This window comes from Methylophilus sp. (assembly GCF_052437885.1).
GTDB lineage: Bacteria > Pseudomonadota > Gammaproteobacteria > Burkholderiales > Methylophilaceae > Methylophilus.
The window spans coordinates 24,285-42,276 of the sequence record NZ_JBQVPB010000010.1 but is presented as its reverse complement, the minus strand read 5'-3'; the positions used below and the strand labels follow the sequence as shown (position 1 = coordinate 42,276).

Genomic DNA, 17,992 nt, shown 5'->3' with positions numbered 1-17,992 from the left:
ATTGCAGTCTGATCAGCCAGCTACCTTTGATGCGACCGCGCTAGGACACTATATTTCGCAGCGAGAGACCGCGATCTATGGGCAGGCCGTGGCAGACGTCTTTGGCTTTCATGCATTGCAGTTAGGCTGGCCAGGCTATGATCTGCTGGCGCAGAGCCGCATCCCGTATAAACATTATTTACATGAGCACGCCCTGAAAGAAAGCGCTTTGCTTTGTGAACCAGAATTTCTGCCACTGGCTGAAAACTCTGTCGATCTGATATGCATGCCGCATGTGCTAGAGCACTGCCATGACCCCCGCCAGGCCTTGCGCGAAGCTTTTCGCGTGCTGGTGCCTGAAGGCACCCTGATTCTGACCGGCGTGACGCCGTTCAGCTGCCTCGGGTTACGCGCCAAACTAGGCTGGTTCAAACAGGCCGGGGCCTTCAAGCGATTGTTTACCGCGCGCCGCATCAGGGACTGGTTGAATGTGCTGGGCTTTGAGATCATACAGAGCAATTACCTGATGCATGCGCTGCCCATCAATGACTTTAACTGGCTGCAACGCCAGGCCAGTCTGGAAAAATGGGGGGCATGCACCTTTGGCATGACAGGTGGCGTTTATTTTCTGGTGGCTAAGAAAAGGGTGCTGAATGTGCGCCTGCTTAAGCCCGACTGGAAAAAATCTCCGCTGAACCAGGCCTTGCAGGCGCAAAAAAGCCGCACGCGCATTCAAAACAAAGTGCAAAAACAGTTAAAATGCGCGGATGTCGACACAAAGCTGGATTGAAATGTACGCGGACGGGGCCTGTAAAGGCAACCCGGGAGTAGGTGGTTGGGGCGTTTGGCTGAAAGCCGGGCTGCATGAGAAGGAGCTGTTTGGTGGTGAAGCATTGACCACCAATAACCGCATGGAGTTGATGGCGGTGATCCAGGGCTTGCAAGTGTTAAAAAAGCCGTCGCATATCAAGATCTATACTGATTCAAGTTATGTGCAAAAAGGCATGACTGAATGGATCAAAGGCTGGAAGCAGAAGCAATGGCGGACGGCAGATAAAAAGCCGGTCAAAAATGCCGATTTATGGCAGATGCTGGATGATCTGGCCAGCCCGCATACCATAGACTGGATCTGGGTCAGGGGGCATGCCGGTAACCTGGGTAACGAGCGCGCCGATGTGCTGGCCAACCAGGGCGTACTCACCGTGGCAAAATCACCGATCTGAATCAACTTTAACCCGGTTTGAATCAACTTTTTTAAAAGCGCAGCCATGAGACAAATTTTTCTGGATACCGAAACCACTGGCTTATACCCTGACCAGGGGCACAGGATCATCGAGATCGCCGCGGTGGAGATTTTTAACCGCAGGCCTACCCAGCGCCATTTTCATGTCTATATCAATCCCGAACGCGAGATCGATGCCGGTGCGCAGGAAGTGCACGGTATTTCGCTTGAGTTTTTGCAGGATAAACCGCTGTTTGCGCAGGTAGCTGACGAATTCGTCGACTTTGTGCGTGGTGCCGAATTGATCATCCACAATGCCCCGTTCGATATGGGCTTCCTCAATATGGAGTTAGCCAGACTGGGGCTGGATAAACTGGAAACGGCAGTCAGCGGCATCATAGATACGCTGAAAATGGCAAAAGAATCGCGCCCCGGGCAGCGTAACAACCTGGATGCATTGTGCCGCCATTTTGGCATTGATAACTCCAAGCGTACCCTGCACGGCGCCTTGCTTGATGCGGAGTTGCTGGGTGAAGTCTATATCGCGATGACGCGTGGGCAGGAAAGCCTGTTGATGGAGTTATCCGGCACTGTAGAGCAAGTCTCCCACGACAGTGTCGCCGTCGATCTGAATAACGTGAAACTGGTGACGGCCGATGTTGAAGAGCTGGCCGCGCATGCCAAGTATATTGAGGGCCTGGCCAAGTCTGGCGCAACGCCCTGGTAAACAGGTTTGAATTAGATCAGAGGCAACAAGCGGCTAGGCAAAGGCATCTGTCCAGCTGTTAGGTGTTTCATACAGCCTGACTTTGATCAGTTTGAGATGGTTGTCAAAGGTGCCGTAATATTGCGCTTTAAGCAATTTAAAGGCTTCGGCAGCCATGTTTTCTGCAGTAGGGATAGTCGGGAAGATCACAGTCTTGTGACCAGGCAGGCTGTTTAAAAAGTCCAGCACAGCGGTATCGCCTTGATAGACCAGAAAGGCATGGTCCCAACGATCAACGATGGTTTCTCTGGCAATGCGCTTAACGTCGGCAAAGTCCATCACCATTCCGTTTTCTGAAGCGTGCTCCGCCTGAATGATGTCACCCGATAAGGTGATCTCTATCGCGTAGCGGTGACCGTGTAAATTGCGGCATTGACTTTTGTGATCAGGAATACGATGTCCAGCATCGAACTCCAAGCGTGTAGTAATTTCCATGACGATATTATATCAGTAACCATGCAGCACACTCTGCACGAAAAGCTATCACTGCATTAATATAGCTCGTCGATATCCATCAATGCATCTTCGTCAGCCGAATAGTGTTTGTGGCTTTTTTCGTAGCTGCCATAGCCTGTGTCAAAATCGTCCACTTCATCGCCGGCAAAGTCTTCCAGCATCTGGTCTATACGCTTAAATTTGTCGGTAGGTCCTGCTTTTTGCAACATAATTCACTCCTTAATGGTAGTTGATATTGCTCAAACATGTCAGTCATGACATTCTTACCGTAATCATTAGCATAGACTGTGCCAAAGCCGGGTTTAGTTCCTGCGTTTTGGTCAACGATAGTCAGTCAAAAATAGAAAAATGCCCTATGATCCACAGAACAATTGCGCTAACTGATTGTCTGTAAAGAATTAATATAAATATTATTGCTAAATTATCAGGAGAAAAGTAATGCGTGGTTTGATCATCGCGTTGTGCACTATAGGAGTTTCTACGATGGCCAATGCTGACTGTTTACCTTTCTATCAACACCAGTTTAAGACCCTGCAAGGTCAAACTGTCGATTTTTGTCAATTTCAGGATAAACCGATACTGGTGGTCAATACCGCCAGCAAATGTGGCTTCACGCCACAGTTTGAGGCGCTGGAGGCTATCTATGAACAATACAAGGACAAAGGCCTGATCGTGATCGGCTTCCCCTCTAACGACTTCAAGCAGGAGCCGGGCAATAACAAGCAGGTAGGAGACTTCTGCAAACTGACATATTCTGTCAAGTTTCCCATGGTGGAAAAAACCAGTGTCACCGGCGCCACTGCCAATCCGCTCTATCAGCAACTGATCAAACAAACCGGCAAAGCACCACAATGGAATTTCTATAAATACGTGATACTGCCCGGTGGCCAGAAAGTCTATTCCTTCAACAGCATGACGCGCCCGGATAGCGAAGATATCGTGGAGAAAATAAAGCCGTATCTGAAATAGCCGTTTTCATGAACTGCCAGGCGATTGCAATATCAGGTAATTAGAGCAGGTGAGGTGGCCAAAGCTACTCCTGACGCAATATTGTCATGATATAAAGGCAAAGTTAGCTTGTCGTTCGCTTGAACAGCCCCTATAGTCTCAAGTCCTCCAAACCACTTATACAAGAGAGCATCATGAAAAAACTAATAGTCACCATTCAAGTGGAGCTAGATATCCCCGACACCTGGGATTTGGTAGAGCACCCGGACCAGGTACAAGCGATCAAAATGGATGACGGGCAGTATATGCACATGAGCTTTCTGCCCATGATGACGCGTGATTTCAATGAGGATGCAGAATGGTCCAGCGAATGTTCGGATGAATTCACAGAGTCTGTCCTGGATATGGTTGCAGACGAAGAGGTTTACATGAAGCTAGAGACGCATTAAATAAAGTCTCTTAACCGGCACAGCAATTGCCAGTAACACTTTTACCTGGCCAAATGTAAATCTGTCTGCGCAAAAACAAAAAACCTCAAGTGCGTAACACTTGAGGTTTTTCTGTATGTATCCATGCATTGTGTTAACGCAGCATGCCAGCATGAGCTAATGGCTATATTTTCACGCGTAAACATGCCGCTATCAATAACAGCCCGCCTAAAAGCAGTGCATAACCTTTAGGCTCAGGCACTTGAGCTACATAAGAGGTTGACCATTGCCCTTGCACAAGCTGGAATGTATCCGCGAAGTTGACTATGCCATCAGCGTACAACGTAATATTGGTTAATGGGAAGCCGTGTGTGGCAAGCGCACCAGATCCCCCTTGCACTTGAGGCAGGGGGATCCCCGCAACCTGACGAAACACTGTATAAGCTTTCCTGTCTATATCTTCCGTTCCCCACACATCGCCACGAAATGAAAAACTCAGCTCTGAAATATATTCATTCAAGAGCCAGTTAGATTTACCAAGCTTTTGATTAAAGGTTGTTTCATCGACAGTAAAGAAACCAGCATAACCATCCGTGTCACTCGTGTATGTGAATTTCAGCGTGGCAGCATTCGCTAATGAGCAAGATATCAATAAAAACAGAGACATCAGCAACATTGATAATTCGGGATATTTTCTTTTCATTTTTTTTAAACTCTAAAGGTTAGGTCTGTGAATTAAACGCACGCCTTATTAAGAGATTATGAAACATGACTAGTGTTGATATTCAAGCCAGGCTTTTTATATCAGCGTATCACTGCAACTTCTAAGTTTGCGAGCTGGGGGGGGCAGGCGGGGCCTAGTCTGAAAGAATTTGCATAGTCTGCAAAATGGATTTGAAAAAGAAGATGAACATAATCAAGACCCACATCACTAAAACCGCATCTTTATAAGCTGCATTGTTGAATATGGCTAAACCTGCTACTAAACCTACAAGCTGAAATTCAATATATTTGCGCTTCAAGTTTATTAATTTCGGATATTTAGCAGTGAAAATATTGACGAGTAATAAACTCAAAAGTAAAGCAATCACTCCTCCAGCAATGGAGCCACTCATCAAGACCATGGTGGGTGCAGCGACTGCAGCAAATAATAAATAGTGCAGAGACATCCCTTTTCTGGTGATCACCTCGTCTCCTTATAATGGTCTTTAGTACACTCAACCACCGCATTGTTGAGCGTATCAGTCTCTAGGTCTTTCATGCATGTTCTAACGTCTTTAGCCCGCACTAACACTTTCACAGGCGCATCCAGTCGCTTCTGTTCTTGAGCGGTTTTTTGCTCCTCTAGGCGTTGCTGTGCTTGCTGTCGAATATTCTCCTGCATGTGCTCGACTCTTTTGAGTTGTTTGTCTGTGTAGTCTTGAACCAGGAACATTCGGATTGCGTAGATCGCAAGCGCGACACCAGCAAAAAACACTATGTTGATCAGGTATTTACGCATGGTTTAAAAATTAAAATACCAGTTTCCAGCATTCATTTTTTGAGGTCACGCAGAGGAATTTTTGCTTATTCAATCTTTTCTCTAACCGCAGGCTGGTTCCTTTTTCGATTTGAGCTTTGCCATGCACCAGATAAGTTTCCTTGTCTGTTTCAACATTCGTGTCGTCAGCGCTGAAAGTGTGAGTGACCAAGGTCGTATTAAGCAAATGCCCGGCATCGACAGACTCTACCACTTGCGCTTGCCTGGCTTTATTGGACTGCCTGAGAAAGTACCCTGCAATCACTATCAAGACCACGAAGAGAAATAAAGTGGCGTATGATCTGAAGTTATCCCTGTTTTCTAATCCCCTGATTTGCATACACCGACTCTTTTCTAGTTTTCTATCAGTTAAATTGTACTGCATCAATCTGGCCTTGATTGCCTGGTTGAATACTTCTTATGTCTTTAATAAAGCTAAGCTCAGGCCTGTATCTTAATCTGACGACTATTGTAGCAGGGGGGCTGAGCCACACATCCTCATCCTTCAAATTCCACCGCTTACAAATCAGCAATGCAAGTCATGAAACCAGATTGGCCTTAAGTGATAGTTCGTTTTATGGTGCGTTGGTAAAAGTGATCGCAGCCCTCAAGCTGCCATCTTTTGCCTGACTGGGGGAGAGTTGAATGCTATTCCGATCTATTCTTAATATAGTCTCAATCAACACCCCGCGAGATCGAACGTAATTCTTTTCTTGAGGTTCAGGCAGTGAGGCAGTGTCACTTTGTTTTGGTACTGGTTTTTCAGACACTTGGGGTACTGGCACTGGCGATACATAACCTTCAGGCACTATTCCACCATAACTATAAAGTTGAGCCGGGGAGTTTGGGTCGTTGGGGATGTAAATACCGCCCCAATCAAATTTAGCAAACGGTAGCTTTTCCATGCAGGAGACTTTGAGCGCTTCAAATTGAACCGAGCCTTTATTCCCGCGGTAATAAACGCCGCTACTATCTTCGAATTCTGGATAATAAAAGCCTTTTAATGCCCGGTGTACAAAGGTTTCATCACAAAAAGGGGTGTTGCGCTGGCGCTTGCTTTCGTAGGTTTCTTTCAATTCTATCCGAGTGGTTGTCTGCGGCTTTCTAAGACTGTCGATGTGACCACTGCAACCAGAAATGAATATCGCTGAAACTAGCAACAGAGAGGCTAAGGTTTTTTTAGAAATAGTATTCATGAGATTTTTGTTATTGACTATCGATACAGCCTGAATGAGTTTCTATCGCTGGATATTCTACAATGAGATGGTGGAATTATTCATCTCGGCCAGTTAGCTTGAGAGTTCTCAGTGGGAGGAGCGAGACTGTTTGTTAAGAGGATATGCGTTGGTTTGCGCAAAAGAAAAAACCTCGAGTGCGTAAACACTGGAGGTTTGATCTGTATGAATCAGTTGATGTTTTAACGATTCAACCACTGTGTGGATTTTGGCGTCCCCACGGGGATTCGAACCCCGGTCGCCTCCGTGAAAGGGAGGTGTCCTAGGCCTCTAGACGATGGGGACCTAAGAAATTTTACAACGTGTGCAGTATACCATTGTTTCAAATAATCGAAAAATATTTTTTTACAAAAAACTCAATACTTTCAATCACTTGGTGGAGATAAGCGGGATCGAACCGCTGACCTCTTGCATGCCATGCAAGCGCTCTCCCAGCTGAGCTATACCCCCGAATCCTGGTACTGCATTTCTTTGTTTTGCGCTGCAATTCAAAGAAGGCGCCATATTAATGACGGGCACTTGTCTTGTCAACGACTTTTCGCAGGATTCTTTAAAAAACTGCGATTGACTGACATTCAGCGCTTATGCCTGCTTGCTGGCACTATTGTTTAGCCGCGAATATTGCTCTGTGCCGGAAACTGTGACAGCTCAACATAGGGTTGCGGCTGCCAGCCGGCGGCACGGTGTTCGGCGACCACATTGGTGAAGATGCCGCCGCGTACATAAAACTTGGCAGTGACGCGCATAAACTTGGGTGCGATCGCGCTGACCAGGTCATCCAGGATCTGGTTAGTCACCGCCTCATGGAAGCAGCCTTCGTCACGGAACGACCACATATAAAGTTTCAGGCTTTTTAATTCCACACACAGCTGGTCAGGAATGTAGTCCAGGTAAATGATTGCGAAATCCGGCTGGCCGGTTTTAGGGCACAGGCAGGTGAACTCCGGGATCTCCATATGAATATGAAAATCACGGTTTGGATTCGGGTTGTCAAAGGTTTCCAGTGTCTTGGCGGGGACAGCGGTTGGCTTGCCACCGAGTAAATGTTCGTTCATTGCAGGCTATGTTTCTTGATAAAAGTGGGTATTATAACGCTTAAGCAATCATTCAAATTCTTATAAGCGTTTTTCTTACTTTGCGTCTCACTCATTTAAAACTTGCGGGGTTCAAGTCTTTTGTCGATCCGACTACCATTCATCTGCACGGGCAACGTGTGGGGGTGGTCGGGCCGAACGGCTGTGGTAAATCCAATGTTATGGAGTCTGTACGCTGGGTGCTGGGCGAATCGTCCGCGCGGGAGATGCGGGCTGATGCGATGGATGCGGTGATTTTTAACGGGTCGGGTAACCGCAAACCTATCTCGCGCGCCAGTGTGGAGCTGGTGTTTGATAACAGCCTGGGCGGTGCCAGTGGCGAGTGGAATCAATACGCCGAGATCTCGGTCAAGCGCGTGATCGAACGCGACAAAGGCTCTACCTACTATATCAACAATACTGCGGTTCGCCGCCGCGATGTGGCCGATCTGTTCCTGGGTACCGGGCTGGGCGGTCGTGCCTATGCCATCATCGGACAAAACACCATTTCACGCATCGTAGAAGCTCGGCCGGAAGAGCTGCGCGTGTTTCTTGAAGAAGCGGCCGGTATCAGCAAATATAAAGAGCGCCGCCGCGAGACCGAGTTGCGTTTGCGTGACACGCGCGAGAACCTGGAGCGGGTGGAAGATATCTCGCGCGAGATGAACAAGCAGATCATCAAGCTAGAGGCGCAAGCACTCGTCACCCAAAAGTTTCATGCCTTGCAGGAGGCGCACAAGCTGGCCGAAGCGCAATGGTGGTGGCTGCGCAAACGCGATGCGGTGCAGGAACACGAGGCTGCTTCGCAAGCGGTGGAGCAGGCGGTGAATGCGCTGGAAGCGCAAATGGCCAATTTACGCAGCAATGAGCTGCAACTTGAGCAATCGCGCCAGCAGCATCAGCAGGCCTCCGGTCAGTTAAATACAGCGCAGGCGGCTTTTTATGAGGCGAATTCACAGGTGTCTAACCTGGGTCTGCAGGTGAAACAGTCTGAAGAGGCGCGTGACCGCCTGTTGCAGGAACAGCAGCAACTGCAAAGGCAGATGGAGCACAGGGCGCAACAGCAGCAACAGTTACACACGCAATTAACCGATAAAACCGCTGTTCTGGCTGCGGCTGAGGGAGCGGTAGCGCAGCACGCGCAAAGCTTGCAAACCATGCAGCATGATCTGCCGGCGCAGGCTACGCAGTTGCAGGCGATACAACAAACCGCCAGCCAGGCGCAGCAAACGGTACAGCAAAGCCGCCAGCAAATGCAGCTGGAACAGAACAATGTCAATTTTATACAGCGCAACCTGACTGAAGTAGGGCAGCGTTTGCAGCAATTGCAGCACGAGCTGGGGCAGTGGGCATTGCCAGACACGCAGGCGCTGGGCGAGCTGCAGCAGCAACTGGCAGCACAACAGGCTGATTTGCAGCATGAAGAGCAACAGCTGGCACAGTTTAGGGCAGATGAAAACACGCAGCAGCAGGCCTTGCAGCAGGCGCGGCATGACTGGCAGCAGGCACAGCGTGCCTTGCATCAGTTAGAGGCCGAGATCCAGTCATTGCAGAAATTGCAGCAAAGCATGAAGCAAGACCAGCAGCTGGGGCCGTGGCTGCAAAAAAACGGGCTGCAATCGGCGCCGCGTTTATGGCAAGCCATTCAGGTCGATGCCGAATGGCAATCGGCACTGGAGAGCCTACTGGGCAACAAGCTGAATGCCTTGCTGCCTGAAAACCTGCCGGACTGGTCGCAATTGCCACATCCACAGGCCGCATTGGCGATCGCCAAAGCCGGGTCAGGCGCTGAGCCGCAAGCAGCTCAATGGCAGGGCCTGCCTGCTTTGTTCAGTTTGTTGACCATCAAGCAGCCTGAAATAGCCGCCGCCTTGCAGCACTGGCTGGCTGGCGTCTATGTGCTGGATGACAGACAACAACTGGCGCATTACCAGCCCCAGTTAAGCGCCGGTATGAGTTTGCTGACCAGGAATGGTGATGTTTACCAGCGCTACAGTGCGGTGTTTTATGGCCGCCAGAACCAGATGCAAGGGGTGCTTGAGCGCCAGCAGCAGCTAGACCAGCTGCAATCCGGTCTGAGCCTGGCGCAGCAGGCCGTGACGGCTACGCAGCAGCAGGCGCAGACCCTGGAGTCCGCACTGCAGAATACCCGTCAGCTACAACAACAAACGCATGTGCACATCAAGCAATTGACCTCGGGCACGCATGATACGCAGATGCAGATCTCGCGCTTGCAGCAGGCACACGATAATGCTGTACGTCGGCAGGCGGGGCTGCAACAGGAGATCACCCAGGCCGAAAGTCGGCGGTCCGCTTTAAATGCAGAGAGCGTGGCCGCGCTCGCCAGTATTGCCGGCCAGCAAGCGCAGTTTGCCGCGCTGGAACAAGCGGCACGCGACTCGCAGGCGCAAAAACAGCAGGCGGAACAAGCCTATTTTAACTTGCGTGATAGCGTGCAGCAGGCTGAAAAAGCCCATCAGTCACAGGTGTTTGAACACACGCTGCTTAAAAACGCCGTCAACGATCTGCAACAGCGCTTAACGCATAATGAGCAGGAAAGCCAAAACTTGCAGCATAGGCTGCTTGAGACCGAGCAAACCCTGGCCATCAGCAATATGGAGACGCTCAAGGCCAATCTGGCGCACGCGCTGACCCAGCAGCATGCGTGCGAACAGGCACTGGCACAGGCGCGTAACCTGCTTGCCGAGCAGGAAACTGCCCTGCAGACACAAGAGCGTAACCGTATGCAGGTCGAACAGCAGTTGCACCCGCTAAGAGACGCAGTGGAGCAGCGACGCCTCAAGCAGCAGGAATGCCGCCTGCAGGTGGAGCAGTGCCAGGCGGCGCTGGCAGACACCGGGCTGGATGACAGCATGATCCAGCAAGGCTTGAGCTTGGACAGCAAAGTGCAGGTGCTGGCGCAGACCACACAAAAGCTGCAATCGCAGATGCAGCAATTAGGGCCGGTGAATATGGCGGCCATTGAAGAATTATCGGTGGAAAAAGAGCGCAAGGGTTATCTGGATAGCCAGTTAAAAGACTTGCTGACCGCCAGTGAGACCCTGGAAGAAGCCATACAGAAGATAGACCGCGAGACGCGAGGCAAACTGCGGGCCACCTTTGAAGAGGCCAACCGTAATTTCGGCGAGTTGTTCCAGACCCTGTTCAATGGCGGCCAGGCCAAGCTGGAACTGCTGGGTGACGAGATTCTGGACACCGGCGTGCAGGTATTCGCCCAGCCGCCAGGCAAGAAAAACACCACCATACAATTACTTTCTGGCGGCGAAAAAGCGCTGACAGCGATGGCACTGGTGTTTGCGCTGTTCCGTCTGAATCCGGCGCCATTCTGTCTGATGGATGAAGTCGATGCGCCGCTGGATGACAGTAATACCGAACGTTTTTGTCAGTTGGTGCGGGTGATGTCAGAAAAAACGCAATTTTTGTTCGTTTCGCACAACAAAATCACGATGGAAATGTCTCAACAACTAATTGGCGTCACCATGCAGGAATCCGGCGTGTCGCGGATTGTTGATGTGGATATAGATGAGGCGATACGCATGCATGCGGCGTAAGGCATGTTTTGTTGTATCATATCGCGGAGTTTTAAGGGATAGTAACCATACATGTCTGATTTGTGGATGATTTTGGTATTGCTGGGGGTCAGCATTGTACTGGCAGTGGTAGTTTTTAACTGGTGGCAAGAAAAAAAGTACCGCAAAGATGTTGAATATCGCTTCAGCCATACGCGTACCGATGTATTAGCAGGCGAGTCGCCAGGCGGCCAGAAGGCCGAGGCTGGCCAAAAATCGGCTGCGGCTGACAAAAATGCCGTGACTGAAGATGTAGAAGGCTGGATGTCTGAGCCGCGTGTGCGCCAGTCGGCAAAGTTTGAGCCGGAATTCACGGTCGGCGATAGCCAGAAAGCCAAACCGGCCACTGCGCAAAAACCGGCCAACCCGCCACTGAACAAGCAAGCGAACGAAACCCGCCCGCTACCACCCAAGTCTACACCTGCGGCCTTAAACGCCGACTCCAAGCAGGAACCTTCGATTGCTGCACTGCAGCAACAAGCTGCGCAAGAAATCACTGAAGCGCCCGCAGCCGTTCACGGCCAGCAAGTGGCAGACTATGCCCAAGCGTATGACGCTGCCGAGGCACAATCAGATGTACCAGCGCCAGGTAACCCAGAGCAAGAAGCCGTTTTTGCGGCGGCCTTGCCTGTACTTTTGCACACGGCCATGGATTGGGTAGGTGTGATCGATGCGCCGCTAGGCGTGATGCTGGCAGAACTGGAAGACCTGCAGGCAGAAGCGAGAACATTTCCGCACCACGCCACCTTATGGGGGCAAAGCAGTGCAGATGCCAAATGGCTGGATGTGCTGGCCATGGATGCTGCTGCGATGCAGAACAAGATACCGCTTAGCCAGGTCGTGTGTAGCCTGCAACTGGCTGACCGTGGTGGCCCGGTAGACCAGGAGACGCTGAAGCGTTTTCAGAAGTCTATGGAGACACTGGCGCGTGCCCTGGGGCTGAGCATACATTGGCAAGGTGGCTATGAGCCTTCCCAGCAAGCGCAGGAGATAGATACTTTCTGTATCGAGGTGGATAAAGCGGTTGAATTCCACGTGCTGGCGAATCAGGGCATGTTCCATGCGACCAAACTGCGCGGTTTAGCCGAAGCCTGTGGCTTGCAGCTGAGTGCCGAAGGCCGTTTTGAGTTGTTCAACAATGTAGGTGAGCTGGAATTCTCTGTACGCAATTACGAAGGCAAACCCTTTTCAGGCGAGATGCTGAAAACCACGGTGATGACGGGCGTGACATTCCAGCTCGATATCCCCACTACCGCTGATAGCATGCAGGTATTTGACCGTATGGTAGAGCTGGCGCGCAATATGGCGGCCAGCCTGAGTGCCAGCCTGATCGATGTGAACCGCAAACCTATCGGTGACCCGCAACTCGACAAGATCCGTCAGCAGTTAAAAAATATTTCTAATGCCATGGCCGCGCAGGGGATAGTACCCGGCAGCAGCCATGCCAAACGCCTGTTCTCCTGATCATGGCTGTCAATGAGGCTGAGCTGGTCCTGCAACAGCTCAAGCAACGTATCGCCGAATATGACTATCATTATTACGTGCTTGATGCGCCACTGGTCAGCGACAATGAATACGATGGTGTCTACCGCGAGCTGGTAGAGATAGAGCAGCAATATCCTGATCTGGTCACGCCTGATTCTCCCAGCCAGCGCGTTGGCGGTCTGGCTTCAGCCGCTTTTGACAGTGTGCAGCACAGGCAGGCCATGCTTTCGCTGAATAATGCTTTTAGCGACCAGGAACTGGAAGCCTTTGATCGCCGTGTGCGCGAAGCCACCGATGAAGCCGTCATTGAATATGCGGTAGAACCAAAGTTTGATGGCCTGGCGATCACCCTGACTTATGAAAATGGCGTGTTTGTACAAGGGGCCACCCGCGGTGATGGCTACACCGGCGAGAACGTCACCCATAACCTGAAAACCATACGCGCCATTCCTACCCGGCTCACATCAAAGCAGCCACCGGCCTTACTCGAAGTGCGTGGCGAAGTGCTGATGCTGAAAAAAGACTTTGAAAAGTTAAACCAGCAACAGGCAGCCACAGGCGGCAAATTGTTCGCCAACCCGCGCAATGCCGCTGCCGGCAGCCTGCGTCAGCTGGATTCCAATATCACCGCAAAACGTCCGCTGCACTTTTTTGCCTATGGTCTGGGCGCCAGTGCCGGTATCCCTGAATTGAAGTCGCATGCACAAGCCATGCAATACCTGGCTGATCTGCGCTTCCCGGTCACCGCTCTGCGCACAGTAAAAGCCGGTGCCCAGGGCTTGCGAGATTATTACGCCGAGATAGGGGAGCTGCGCAGCAGCCTGCCGTTTGATATTGATGGTGTGGTGTACAAGGTCAATGATTTTGATCTGCAAAGCACACTGGGCTTTGTCTCGCGCGCACCGCGCTGGGCAGTGGCGCACAAGTTTGCGGCTGAAGAGGCCACCACCCTGGTTGAGGATATCACGGTGCAGGTTGGCCGCACTGGCGCTATCACACCAGTGGCAAGGCTCAAGCCGGTATTTGTTGGTGGTGTCACCGTGACGAATGCCACCTTGCATAACGAGGATGAGTTACGCCGTAAAGATATCCATATCGGCGATACCGTGATCGTCAGGCGGGCAGGGGATGTGATCCCTGAAGTGGTTGCTGCCTTGCCTGAACTGCGACCGGCAGATGCGCGTGTGTTTGTGATGCCAACTGCTTGCCCTGAATGCGGTTCGCATGTGGTACGCCTGCAGGATGAGGCCATCGCACGCTGTAGCGGCGGCCTGATCTGCCCGGCGCAACGTAAACAGGCGGTGACCCATTTTGCCTCGCGGCGCGCCATGGATATTGAAGGCCTGGGTGAAAAACTGGTCGATCAACTGGTGGCGCGCAACCTTGTCAACCATCTGGACGATGTTTATCGTCTGGACCTGGCCATGCTGTCCGACCTGGACCGCATGGCGGAAAAGTCAGCGCAGAATGTGCTGGCTGCCATAGACAAAAGCAAGCAGGCGAGTCTGCCGCGTTTTATTTATGCGCTGGGCATACGCAATGTAGGTGAAGCCACTGCCAAAGACCTGGCACAGCATTACGGTGACCTGGACACGCTGATGCAGGCCGATATTGAAAGCCTGCTGCAGGTGAATGATGTCGGGCCAGTGGTGGCCGATGCGGTCTACCAGTTTTTCCAGGAGCCGCATAACCGCGAAGTGATCGCCGCCATGCGTGCTTTAGGCGTGCACTGGGCCGATATCCCAAGAAAGATCCAGTCGGCTGCGTTTGCAGGCAAGACCTTTGTGCTGACCGGCACTTTACCCAGCCTGAAGCGCGACCAGGCGCAAGCCATGATAGAAGCAGTGGGCGGTAAAGTCAGTGGCAGTGTTTCTGCCAAAACCAGTTATGTAGTCGCTGGCGCAGAGGCAGGCAGCAAGCTGGAAAAAGCGCAGCAACTTAACGTCACCATCCTCGACGAAGCAGCATTGCTGGCCATGTTGCAGTTGCCAGCTTCAGCCGCAGAAACCGTCACGGAAATTGTTATAGAAAACATGCAAACACAAGCAGGGTTGTTCTGATATGTATTCAAAAATAACTTTAACATTACTGTTTAATTTATTGATTATAAATAATGTATTTGCCAGAGACGCAGGACTTGACGCCTGCGATGCTGCGATAGTCAGCCGCCAGTATGCGCAAGCGGTGAACATTGCCGGACAGCATGCCAGCCAGCCTGAATTCTGGCTTTGCAAAGGGCGCGCGCAAGCGGCTCTGCAGCAGCATGCAGAGGCCGAGGCCAGCTTTAAACAAGCCATTGCGCTCAAGCCACAAGGCCTGGATCTGGTTTCTGCCTATATGCTGCTCGGCCATGCACAGCAAACCACTCACAATACGACGGCTGCGTTAGCCAGTTACCAGCAGGCACTCGTATTCAGTGAGCAGCAGAACATGCGCCGCTATGTGCGCATCGCGCACAATCTGATAGGCGAGGCGTATTACGGTAATGGCCAGTATGCAGAATCACTGCAAGCTTTTCAGGCCGGTGAAAAGCTGGCTTTAAACGATGATGAGCGCGCAGACAGCTATGTGCATGAAGCGCTGAGCTACCAGCAATTGCAGCAACTTGACCATGCCATTGAGTACCAGTTAAAAGGCGTGATGATGCTACGCAAATCTGCGGCACCAGAGCAATACGCTGAGGGCAGCCTGGTATTAGCCCAGCTATTCATCGCCAAAAAAGACTTTGTCGGCGCTGAAAGAACCTATCAGCGCCTGATGGAATATGCGCAAGAGAACGGCGGCAGTTTTTATGAAGCCAAAACCGCCATACACTGGGCTGAGGCCAAACGCGCGCAGGGCGATACTGCCGGCGCTGAAACATTACTGGCGCAGGCTGAAACCATCAGCCGCAAGATCCAGGATGACGAGTTAACTGAACTGCTAGCCCGCGTCCGCGCGGCAAAACCTTAATCTTCCTTTACACCAGCCGCCAGAACTCGCGCGGGTTTTTGGGTGTCCATCAGCAGGAGTGGATCTGCTAAAGGTTTCCACTTGTCTTTGTAATATGTCTATCAAGTTTATACGTCTGAGTTAATACGTCTTATCAGGCGCCTTCCCGGTTAGCTTTTTCATTATTAATGTATTAAGAATAAATAATTATCGCAATAATAGTGCTTATTATTTATTATTAACTTAATAATTATTTATCGTGATATAGTTTATCGGGGCTATCAGAATTTATATAAAATAATTATTGATGAGAGGTTAGACCATGGATATTCGCTTTGTTTACAAGGCAATGCTTGCGACAGTTGTGATGACTGGAGCTTTCCAAGCAAACGCTGACACGTTATACACCTTTAATAGTAATCAACTGGCAGTCATAGATACGCTGAATCTGGGTGCTGTTTCCTATATCAACATCTCCGGTCTGTCACAGGGCGAACGCTTGCTAGGCGTAGACCTGCGGCCGACAGATGGCCTGGTGTACGGTATCACCAGCGCCAACAATCTGTACACATTCAACACCAGCACTGGCGCCGCCACCTTGAAAACCAGTTTGACCGGCGCTTCACTGACCGGCGAGGCTGTAGGCATAGACTTTAATCCTTCTGCGGATTTTGGCGGCAATGCTTCATTGCGCGTCGTCACCGGGACAGGTAGCAACTATGCGGTGAATGCTGATACCGGCGTCATAGGTAACACCACCAGCAACATAGGCAGCGGCTACACGGCAGCTGCTTACAGCAACTCCAGTCCAGGGGTGAATCCTGGTGCGGGTGATACCACTGATCTGTATTACATCAATGCCAGCAGTGATAGCCTGCATTTCCTGAATACCGGTTTTAATAGCCCGTCCACCAATGGCGGCATTCAAACGGTAGGTTCGCTTAATGTGGATGTTTTATCCGCAAATGGCTTTGATATCCTGGGTAACGGTAAAGCCTATGCGCTATTCAATCTGGATAACGGCACCCTGGACTCACAGTTGTTTTCTATTAATCTGATCACAGGGTCAGCCACCTATCTGACCACGCTGAACGGCACCTTTAATGGCCTGACTGGCGTGGCGGCGGCTGCAATTGTGCCTGAACCAGGTACCAATGCCATGTTGCTGGCAGGTTTGGGAATGATCGCAGGCATCGCATTGAGAAGATCCAGACAGCGCAGCTAAACTGTCTGCTGGTGCTTAAAGGGCTAAAGGTCACTCTCTGACTTTAGCCCTTTTGCTTGTCTGGCGCCGGGGAGTCTGGGATCGCTTTGTTTTGCTTTCGCAGCCGTCATTTGGAATTGTTTGGCCTCTGATCAGGTCTTAACTGATAGATGTATCATGCTATGCAAGCGCTTAAGGAGCCAGTATGTTGTTGGATAACAATCGCCGTAACCCCAGTGGCATCCAGCCTTCCGAGATCACAGCACCCGAAGTGTTCAGTCAGCGACGCAGTCTGCTGAAAGCGGCCGGTGCAATCAGCGCCGGTTTGTGGCTGCCATTCAATGCCCAGGCCGCGACAGCCGCCCTCGACGCCAAAAAAACCGCCTATGGCCAGGAAGAAAAACTGACCAGCTATGAGGACATCACCAGTTACAACAACTACTATGAGTTTGGTACCGGCAAAGAAGACCCGGCACGCGAGGCAGTGTTGTTCAAACCAACGCCGTGGACCATTAAGGTTGAAGGCGCGATCAAGCAGCCCAAAACCCTGAGCATAGAGCAGTTAATCAAACTGGCGCCGCTGGAAGAGCGTATCTACCGTATGCGCTGTGTAGAGGGCTGGTCCATGGTGATCCCGTGGATAGGCTTGCCGTTAAAAGCGCTGATAGACTGGGCCCAGCCTACCGGCAATGCAAAATATATCGAATTCGTTTCTTATAATGACCCGCGCCATATGCCTGGTGCGCGCCTGCCAGTGCTGGACTGGCCGTATGTGGAAGGGCTGCGCATGGATGAGGCCATGCAGCCGCTGGCGATTCTGGCGGTAGGGCTGTATGGCAAAGTGTTGCCTAACCAGAATGGCGCCCCGGTACGCCTGGTGGTGCCATGGAAATACGGCTTTAAGGGCGCCAAAGCCATCAGCACTATCCGTTTTGTCGAGAAGATGCCGACTACCACCTGGGTCAAAACCGGTCCACGCGAATATGGTTTTTATGCCAATGTGAATCCTCAAGTCGATCACCCGCGCTGGACACAGTCCTCAGAAAAACGCATAGGCGCAGGATTATTTGCCGGGCGCATTAAAACTAAAATGTTTAACGGCTATGACGAAGTAGGGCAGTTATACGCCGGTATGGATCTAAAAAAGAATTTTTAA

The 17,992-nt window shown here is 51.0% G+C and carries 19 protein-coding genes and 2 tRNA genes; 11 read left to right on the top strand and 10 right to left on the bottom strand.

Annotation, left to right across the window (positions count from 1 at the left end):
• Position 1: 1 nt before the first annotated feature.
• Genes ACT6RZ_RS11015 through dnaQ form a run of 3 tightly spaced genes read left to right on the top strand, consistent with a single transcriptional unit; the run spans position 2 to position 1,928 of the window.
• Entirely contained in the window at positions 2–769 is a 768-nt protein-coding gene (locus ACT6RZ_RS11015; protein ID WP_444702158.1) for a class I SAM-dependent methyltransferase, read from the top strand.
• A 1-nt stretch (position 770) separates the two neighbouring features.
• Positions 771–1,202: a ribonuclease HI gene (gene rnhA / locus ACT6RZ_RS11010; protein ID WP_444702157.1), complete on the top strand. Its 432-nt coding sequence runs from the start codon at positions 771–773 to the stop codon at positions 1,200–1,202.
• Positions 1,203–1,247: 45 nt separating this feature from the next.
• Positions 1,248–1,928, top strand: coding sequence for a DNA polymerase III subunit epsilon (gene dnaQ, locus ACT6RZ_RS11005; protein WP_444702156.1), 681 nt, complete (start codon positions 1,248–1,250; stop codon positions 1,926–1,928).
• Positions 1,929–1,961: 33 nt separating this feature from the next.
• On the opposite strand, the gene queD is transcribed toward dnaQ, so the two are convergent.
• Entirely contained in the window at positions 1,962–2,402 is a 441-nt protein-coding gene (gene queD / locus ACT6RZ_RS11000) for a 6-carboxytetrahydropterin synthase QueD (RefSeq protein ID WP_444702155.1), read from the bottom strand.
• 56 nt (positions 2,403–2,458) lie between these two features.
• Positions 2,459–2,632 carry a hypothetical protein gene (locus ACT6RZ_RS10995; RefSeq protein WP_444702154.1) on the bottom strand — a complete coding sequence of 58 codons (174 nt, stop codon included), beginning with the start codon at positions 2,630–2,632 and terminating at the stop codon, positions 2,459–2,461.
• 229 nt (positions 2,633–2,861) lie between these two features.
• Between ACT6RZ_RS10995 and ACT6RZ_RS10990 the strand changes: the two genes are divergently transcribed.
• The gene (locus ACT6RZ_RS10990) at positions 2,862–3,392 is read left to right on the top strand and encodes a glutathione peroxidase (protein ID WP_444702153.1); all 531 of its coding nucleotides are present in this window, start codon (positions 2,862–2,864) and stop codon (positions 3,390–3,392) included.
• A 173-nt stretch (positions 3,393–3,565) separates the two neighbouring features.
• Positions 3,566–3,820 carry a hypothetical protein gene (locus tag ACT6RZ_RS10985; RefSeq protein WP_444702152.1) on the top strand — a complete coding sequence of 85 codons (255 nt, stop codon included), beginning with the start codon at positions 3,566–3,568 and terminating at the stop codon, positions 3,818–3,820.
• A 163-nt stretch (positions 3,821–3,983) separates the two neighbouring features.
• On the opposite strand, the gene ACT6RZ_RS10980 is transcribed toward ACT6RZ_RS10985, so the two are convergent.
• The 8 genes from ACT6RZ_RS10980 to queF all read right to left on the bottom strand — a co-directional run bounded on the left by ACT6RZ_RS10980 (position 3,984) and on the right by queF (position 7,608).
• Entirely contained in the window at positions 3,984–4,502 is a 519-nt protein-coding gene (locus ACT6RZ_RS10980) for a hypothetical protein (protein ID WP_444702151.1), read from the bottom strand.
• A gap of 154 nt (positions 4,503–4,656) precedes the next feature.
• On the bottom strand, positions 4,657–4,986 hold the full coding sequence (locus ACT6RZ_RS10975; RefSeq protein WP_444702150.1) for a hypothetical protein: 330 nt from the start codon (positions 4,984–4,986) through the stop codon (positions 4,657–4,659).
• Positions 4,983–5,300, bottom strand: a complete 318-nt coding sequence (locus ACT6RZ_RS10970; RefSeq protein ID WP_444702149.1) for a hypothetical protein — start codon at positions 5,298–5,300, stop codon at positions 4,983–4,985. Before ACT6RZ_RS10970 ends, ACT6RZ_RS10975 begins: the two co-directional genes overlap by 4 nt.
• Before the next feature lie 10 nt (positions 5,301–5,310).
• Positions 5,311–5,658, bottom strand: coding sequence for a hypothetical protein (locus tag ACT6RZ_RS10965; protein WP_444702148.1), 348 nt, complete (start codon positions 5,656–5,658; stop codon positions 5,311–5,313).
• A 235-nt stretch (positions 5,659–5,893) separates the two neighbouring features.
• Positions 5,894–6,514, bottom strand: a complete 621-nt coding sequence (locus tag ACT6RZ_RS10960; protein ID WP_444702147.1) for a hypothetical protein — start codon at positions 6,512–6,514, stop codon at positions 5,894–5,896.
• Positions 6,515–6,762: 248 nt separating this feature from the next.
• Positions 6,763–6,838: transfer RNA gene (locus ACT6RZ_RS10955), tRNA-Glu, on the bottom strand.
• 89 nt (positions 6,839–6,927) lie between these two features.
• Positions 6,928–7,003: transfer RNA gene (locus ACT6RZ_RS10950), tRNA-Ala, on the bottom strand.
• A gap of 158 nt (positions 7,004–7,161) precedes the next feature.
• Complete coding sequence (gene queF, locus ACT6RZ_RS10945) at positions 7,162–7,608, bottom strand: preQ(1) synthase (RefSeq protein WP_444702146.1); 447 nt, start codon at positions 7,606–7,608, stop codon at positions 7,162–7,164.
• 80 nt (positions 7,609–7,688) lie between these two features.
• Here queF and smc point away from each other — a divergent pair, with 80 nt between their 5' ends.
• From smc to msrP, 6 genes are all read left to right on the top strand, one after another.
• A complete protein-coding gene (smc, locus tag ACT6RZ_RS10940; RefSeq protein WP_444702145.1) occupies positions 7,689–11,198 on the top strand; it encodes a chromosome segregation protein SMC in 3,510 nt (1,169 codons plus the stop codon).
• A 51-nt stretch (positions 11,199–11,249) separates the two neighbouring features.
• Entirely contained in the window at positions 11,250–12,680 is a 1,431-nt protein-coding gene (locus ACT6RZ_RS10935) for a cell division protein ZipA C-terminal FtsZ-binding domain-containing protein (RefSeq protein WP_444702144.1), read from the top strand.
• A gap of 2 nt (positions 12,681–12,682) precedes the next feature.
• Positions 12,683–14,761 carry an NAD-dependent DNA ligase LigA gene (gene ligA / locus ACT6RZ_RS10930; RefSeq protein WP_444702143.1) on the top strand — a complete coding sequence of 693 codons (2,079 nt, stop codon included), beginning with the start codon at positions 12,683–12,685 and terminating at the stop codon, positions 14,759–14,761.
• A gap of 40 nt (positions 14,762–14,801) precedes the next feature.
• A complete protein-coding gene (locus tag ACT6RZ_RS10925; RefSeq protein WP_444702142.1) occupies positions 14,802–15,653 on the top strand; it encodes a hypothetical protein in 852 nt (283 codons plus the stop codon).
• Positions 15,654–15,999: 346 nt separating this feature from the next.
• Positions 16,000–16,857, top strand: a complete 858-nt coding sequence (locus tag ACT6RZ_RS10920; protein ID WP_444702141.1) for a DUF4394 domain-containing protein — start codon at positions 16,000–16,002, stop codon at positions 16,855–16,857.
• Positions 16,858–17,041: 184 nt separating this feature from the next.
• On the top strand, positions 17,042–17,992 hold the full coding sequence (gene msrP, locus ACT6RZ_RS10915) for a protein-methionine-sulfoxide reductase catalytic subunit MsrP (protein ID WP_444702140.1): 951 nt from the start codon (positions 17,042–17,044) through the stop codon (positions 17,990–17,992).

Coding starts and splice junctions, on each gene's coding strand:
- ACT6RZ_RS10985 (WP_444702152.1), top strand. CDS start 3,566: ATGAAAAAACTAATAGTCACCATTCAAGTGGAGCTAGATATCCCCGAC.
- queF (WP_444702146.1), bottom strand. CDS start 7,608: ATGAACGAACATTTACTCGGTGGCAAGCCAACCGCTGTCCCCGCCAAG.
- queD (WP_444702155.1), bottom strand. CDS start 2,402: ATGGAAATTACTACACGCTTGGAGTTCGATGCTGGACATCGTATTCCT.
- ACT6RZ_RS10960 (WP_444702147.1), bottom strand. CDS start 6,514: ATGAATACTATTTCTAAAAAAACCTTAGCCTCTCTGTTGCTAGTTTCA.
- ACT6RZ_RS10935 (WP_444702144.1), top strand. CDS start 11,250: ATGTCTGATTTGTGGATGATTTTGGTATTGCTGGGGGTCAGCATTGTA.
- ACT6RZ_RS10920 (WP_444702141.1), top strand. CDS start 16,000: ATGACTGGAGCTTTCCAAGCAAACGCTGACACGTTATACACCTTTAAT.
- rnhA (WP_444702157.1), top strand. CDS start 771: ATGTACGCGGACGGGGCCTGTAAAGGCAACCCGGGAGTAGGTGGTTGG.
- ACT6RZ_RS10990 (WP_444702153.1), top strand. CDS start 2,862: ATGCGTGGTTTGATCATCGCGTTGTGCACTATAGGAGTTTCTACGATG.
- ACT6RZ_RS10970 (WP_444702149.1), bottom strand. CDS start 5,300: ATGCGTAAATACCTGATCAACATAGTGTTTTTTGCTGGTGTCGCGCTT.
- dnaQ (WP_444702156.1), top strand. CDS start 1,248: ATGAGACAAATTTTTCTGGATACCGAAACCACTGGCTTATACCCTGAC.
- msrP (WP_444702140.1), top strand. CDS start 17,042: ATGTTGTTGGATAACAATCGCCGTAACCCCAGTGGCATCCAGCCTTCC.
- ACT6RZ_RS10965 (WP_444702148.1), bottom strand. CDS start 5,658: ATGCAAATCAGGGGATTAGAAAACAGGGATAACTTCAGATCATACGCC.
- ACT6RZ_RS10995 (WP_444702154.1), bottom strand. CDS start 2,632: ATGTTGCAAAAAGCAGGACCTACCGACAAATTTAAGCGTATAGACCAG.
- ligA (WP_444702143.1), top strand. CDS start 12,683: ATGGCTGTCAATGAGGCTGAGCTGGTCCTGCAACAGCTCAAGCAACGT.
- ACT6RZ_RS10980 (WP_444702151.1), bottom strand. CDS start 4,502: ATGAAAAGAAAATATCCCGAATTATCAATGTTGCTGATGTCTCTGTTT.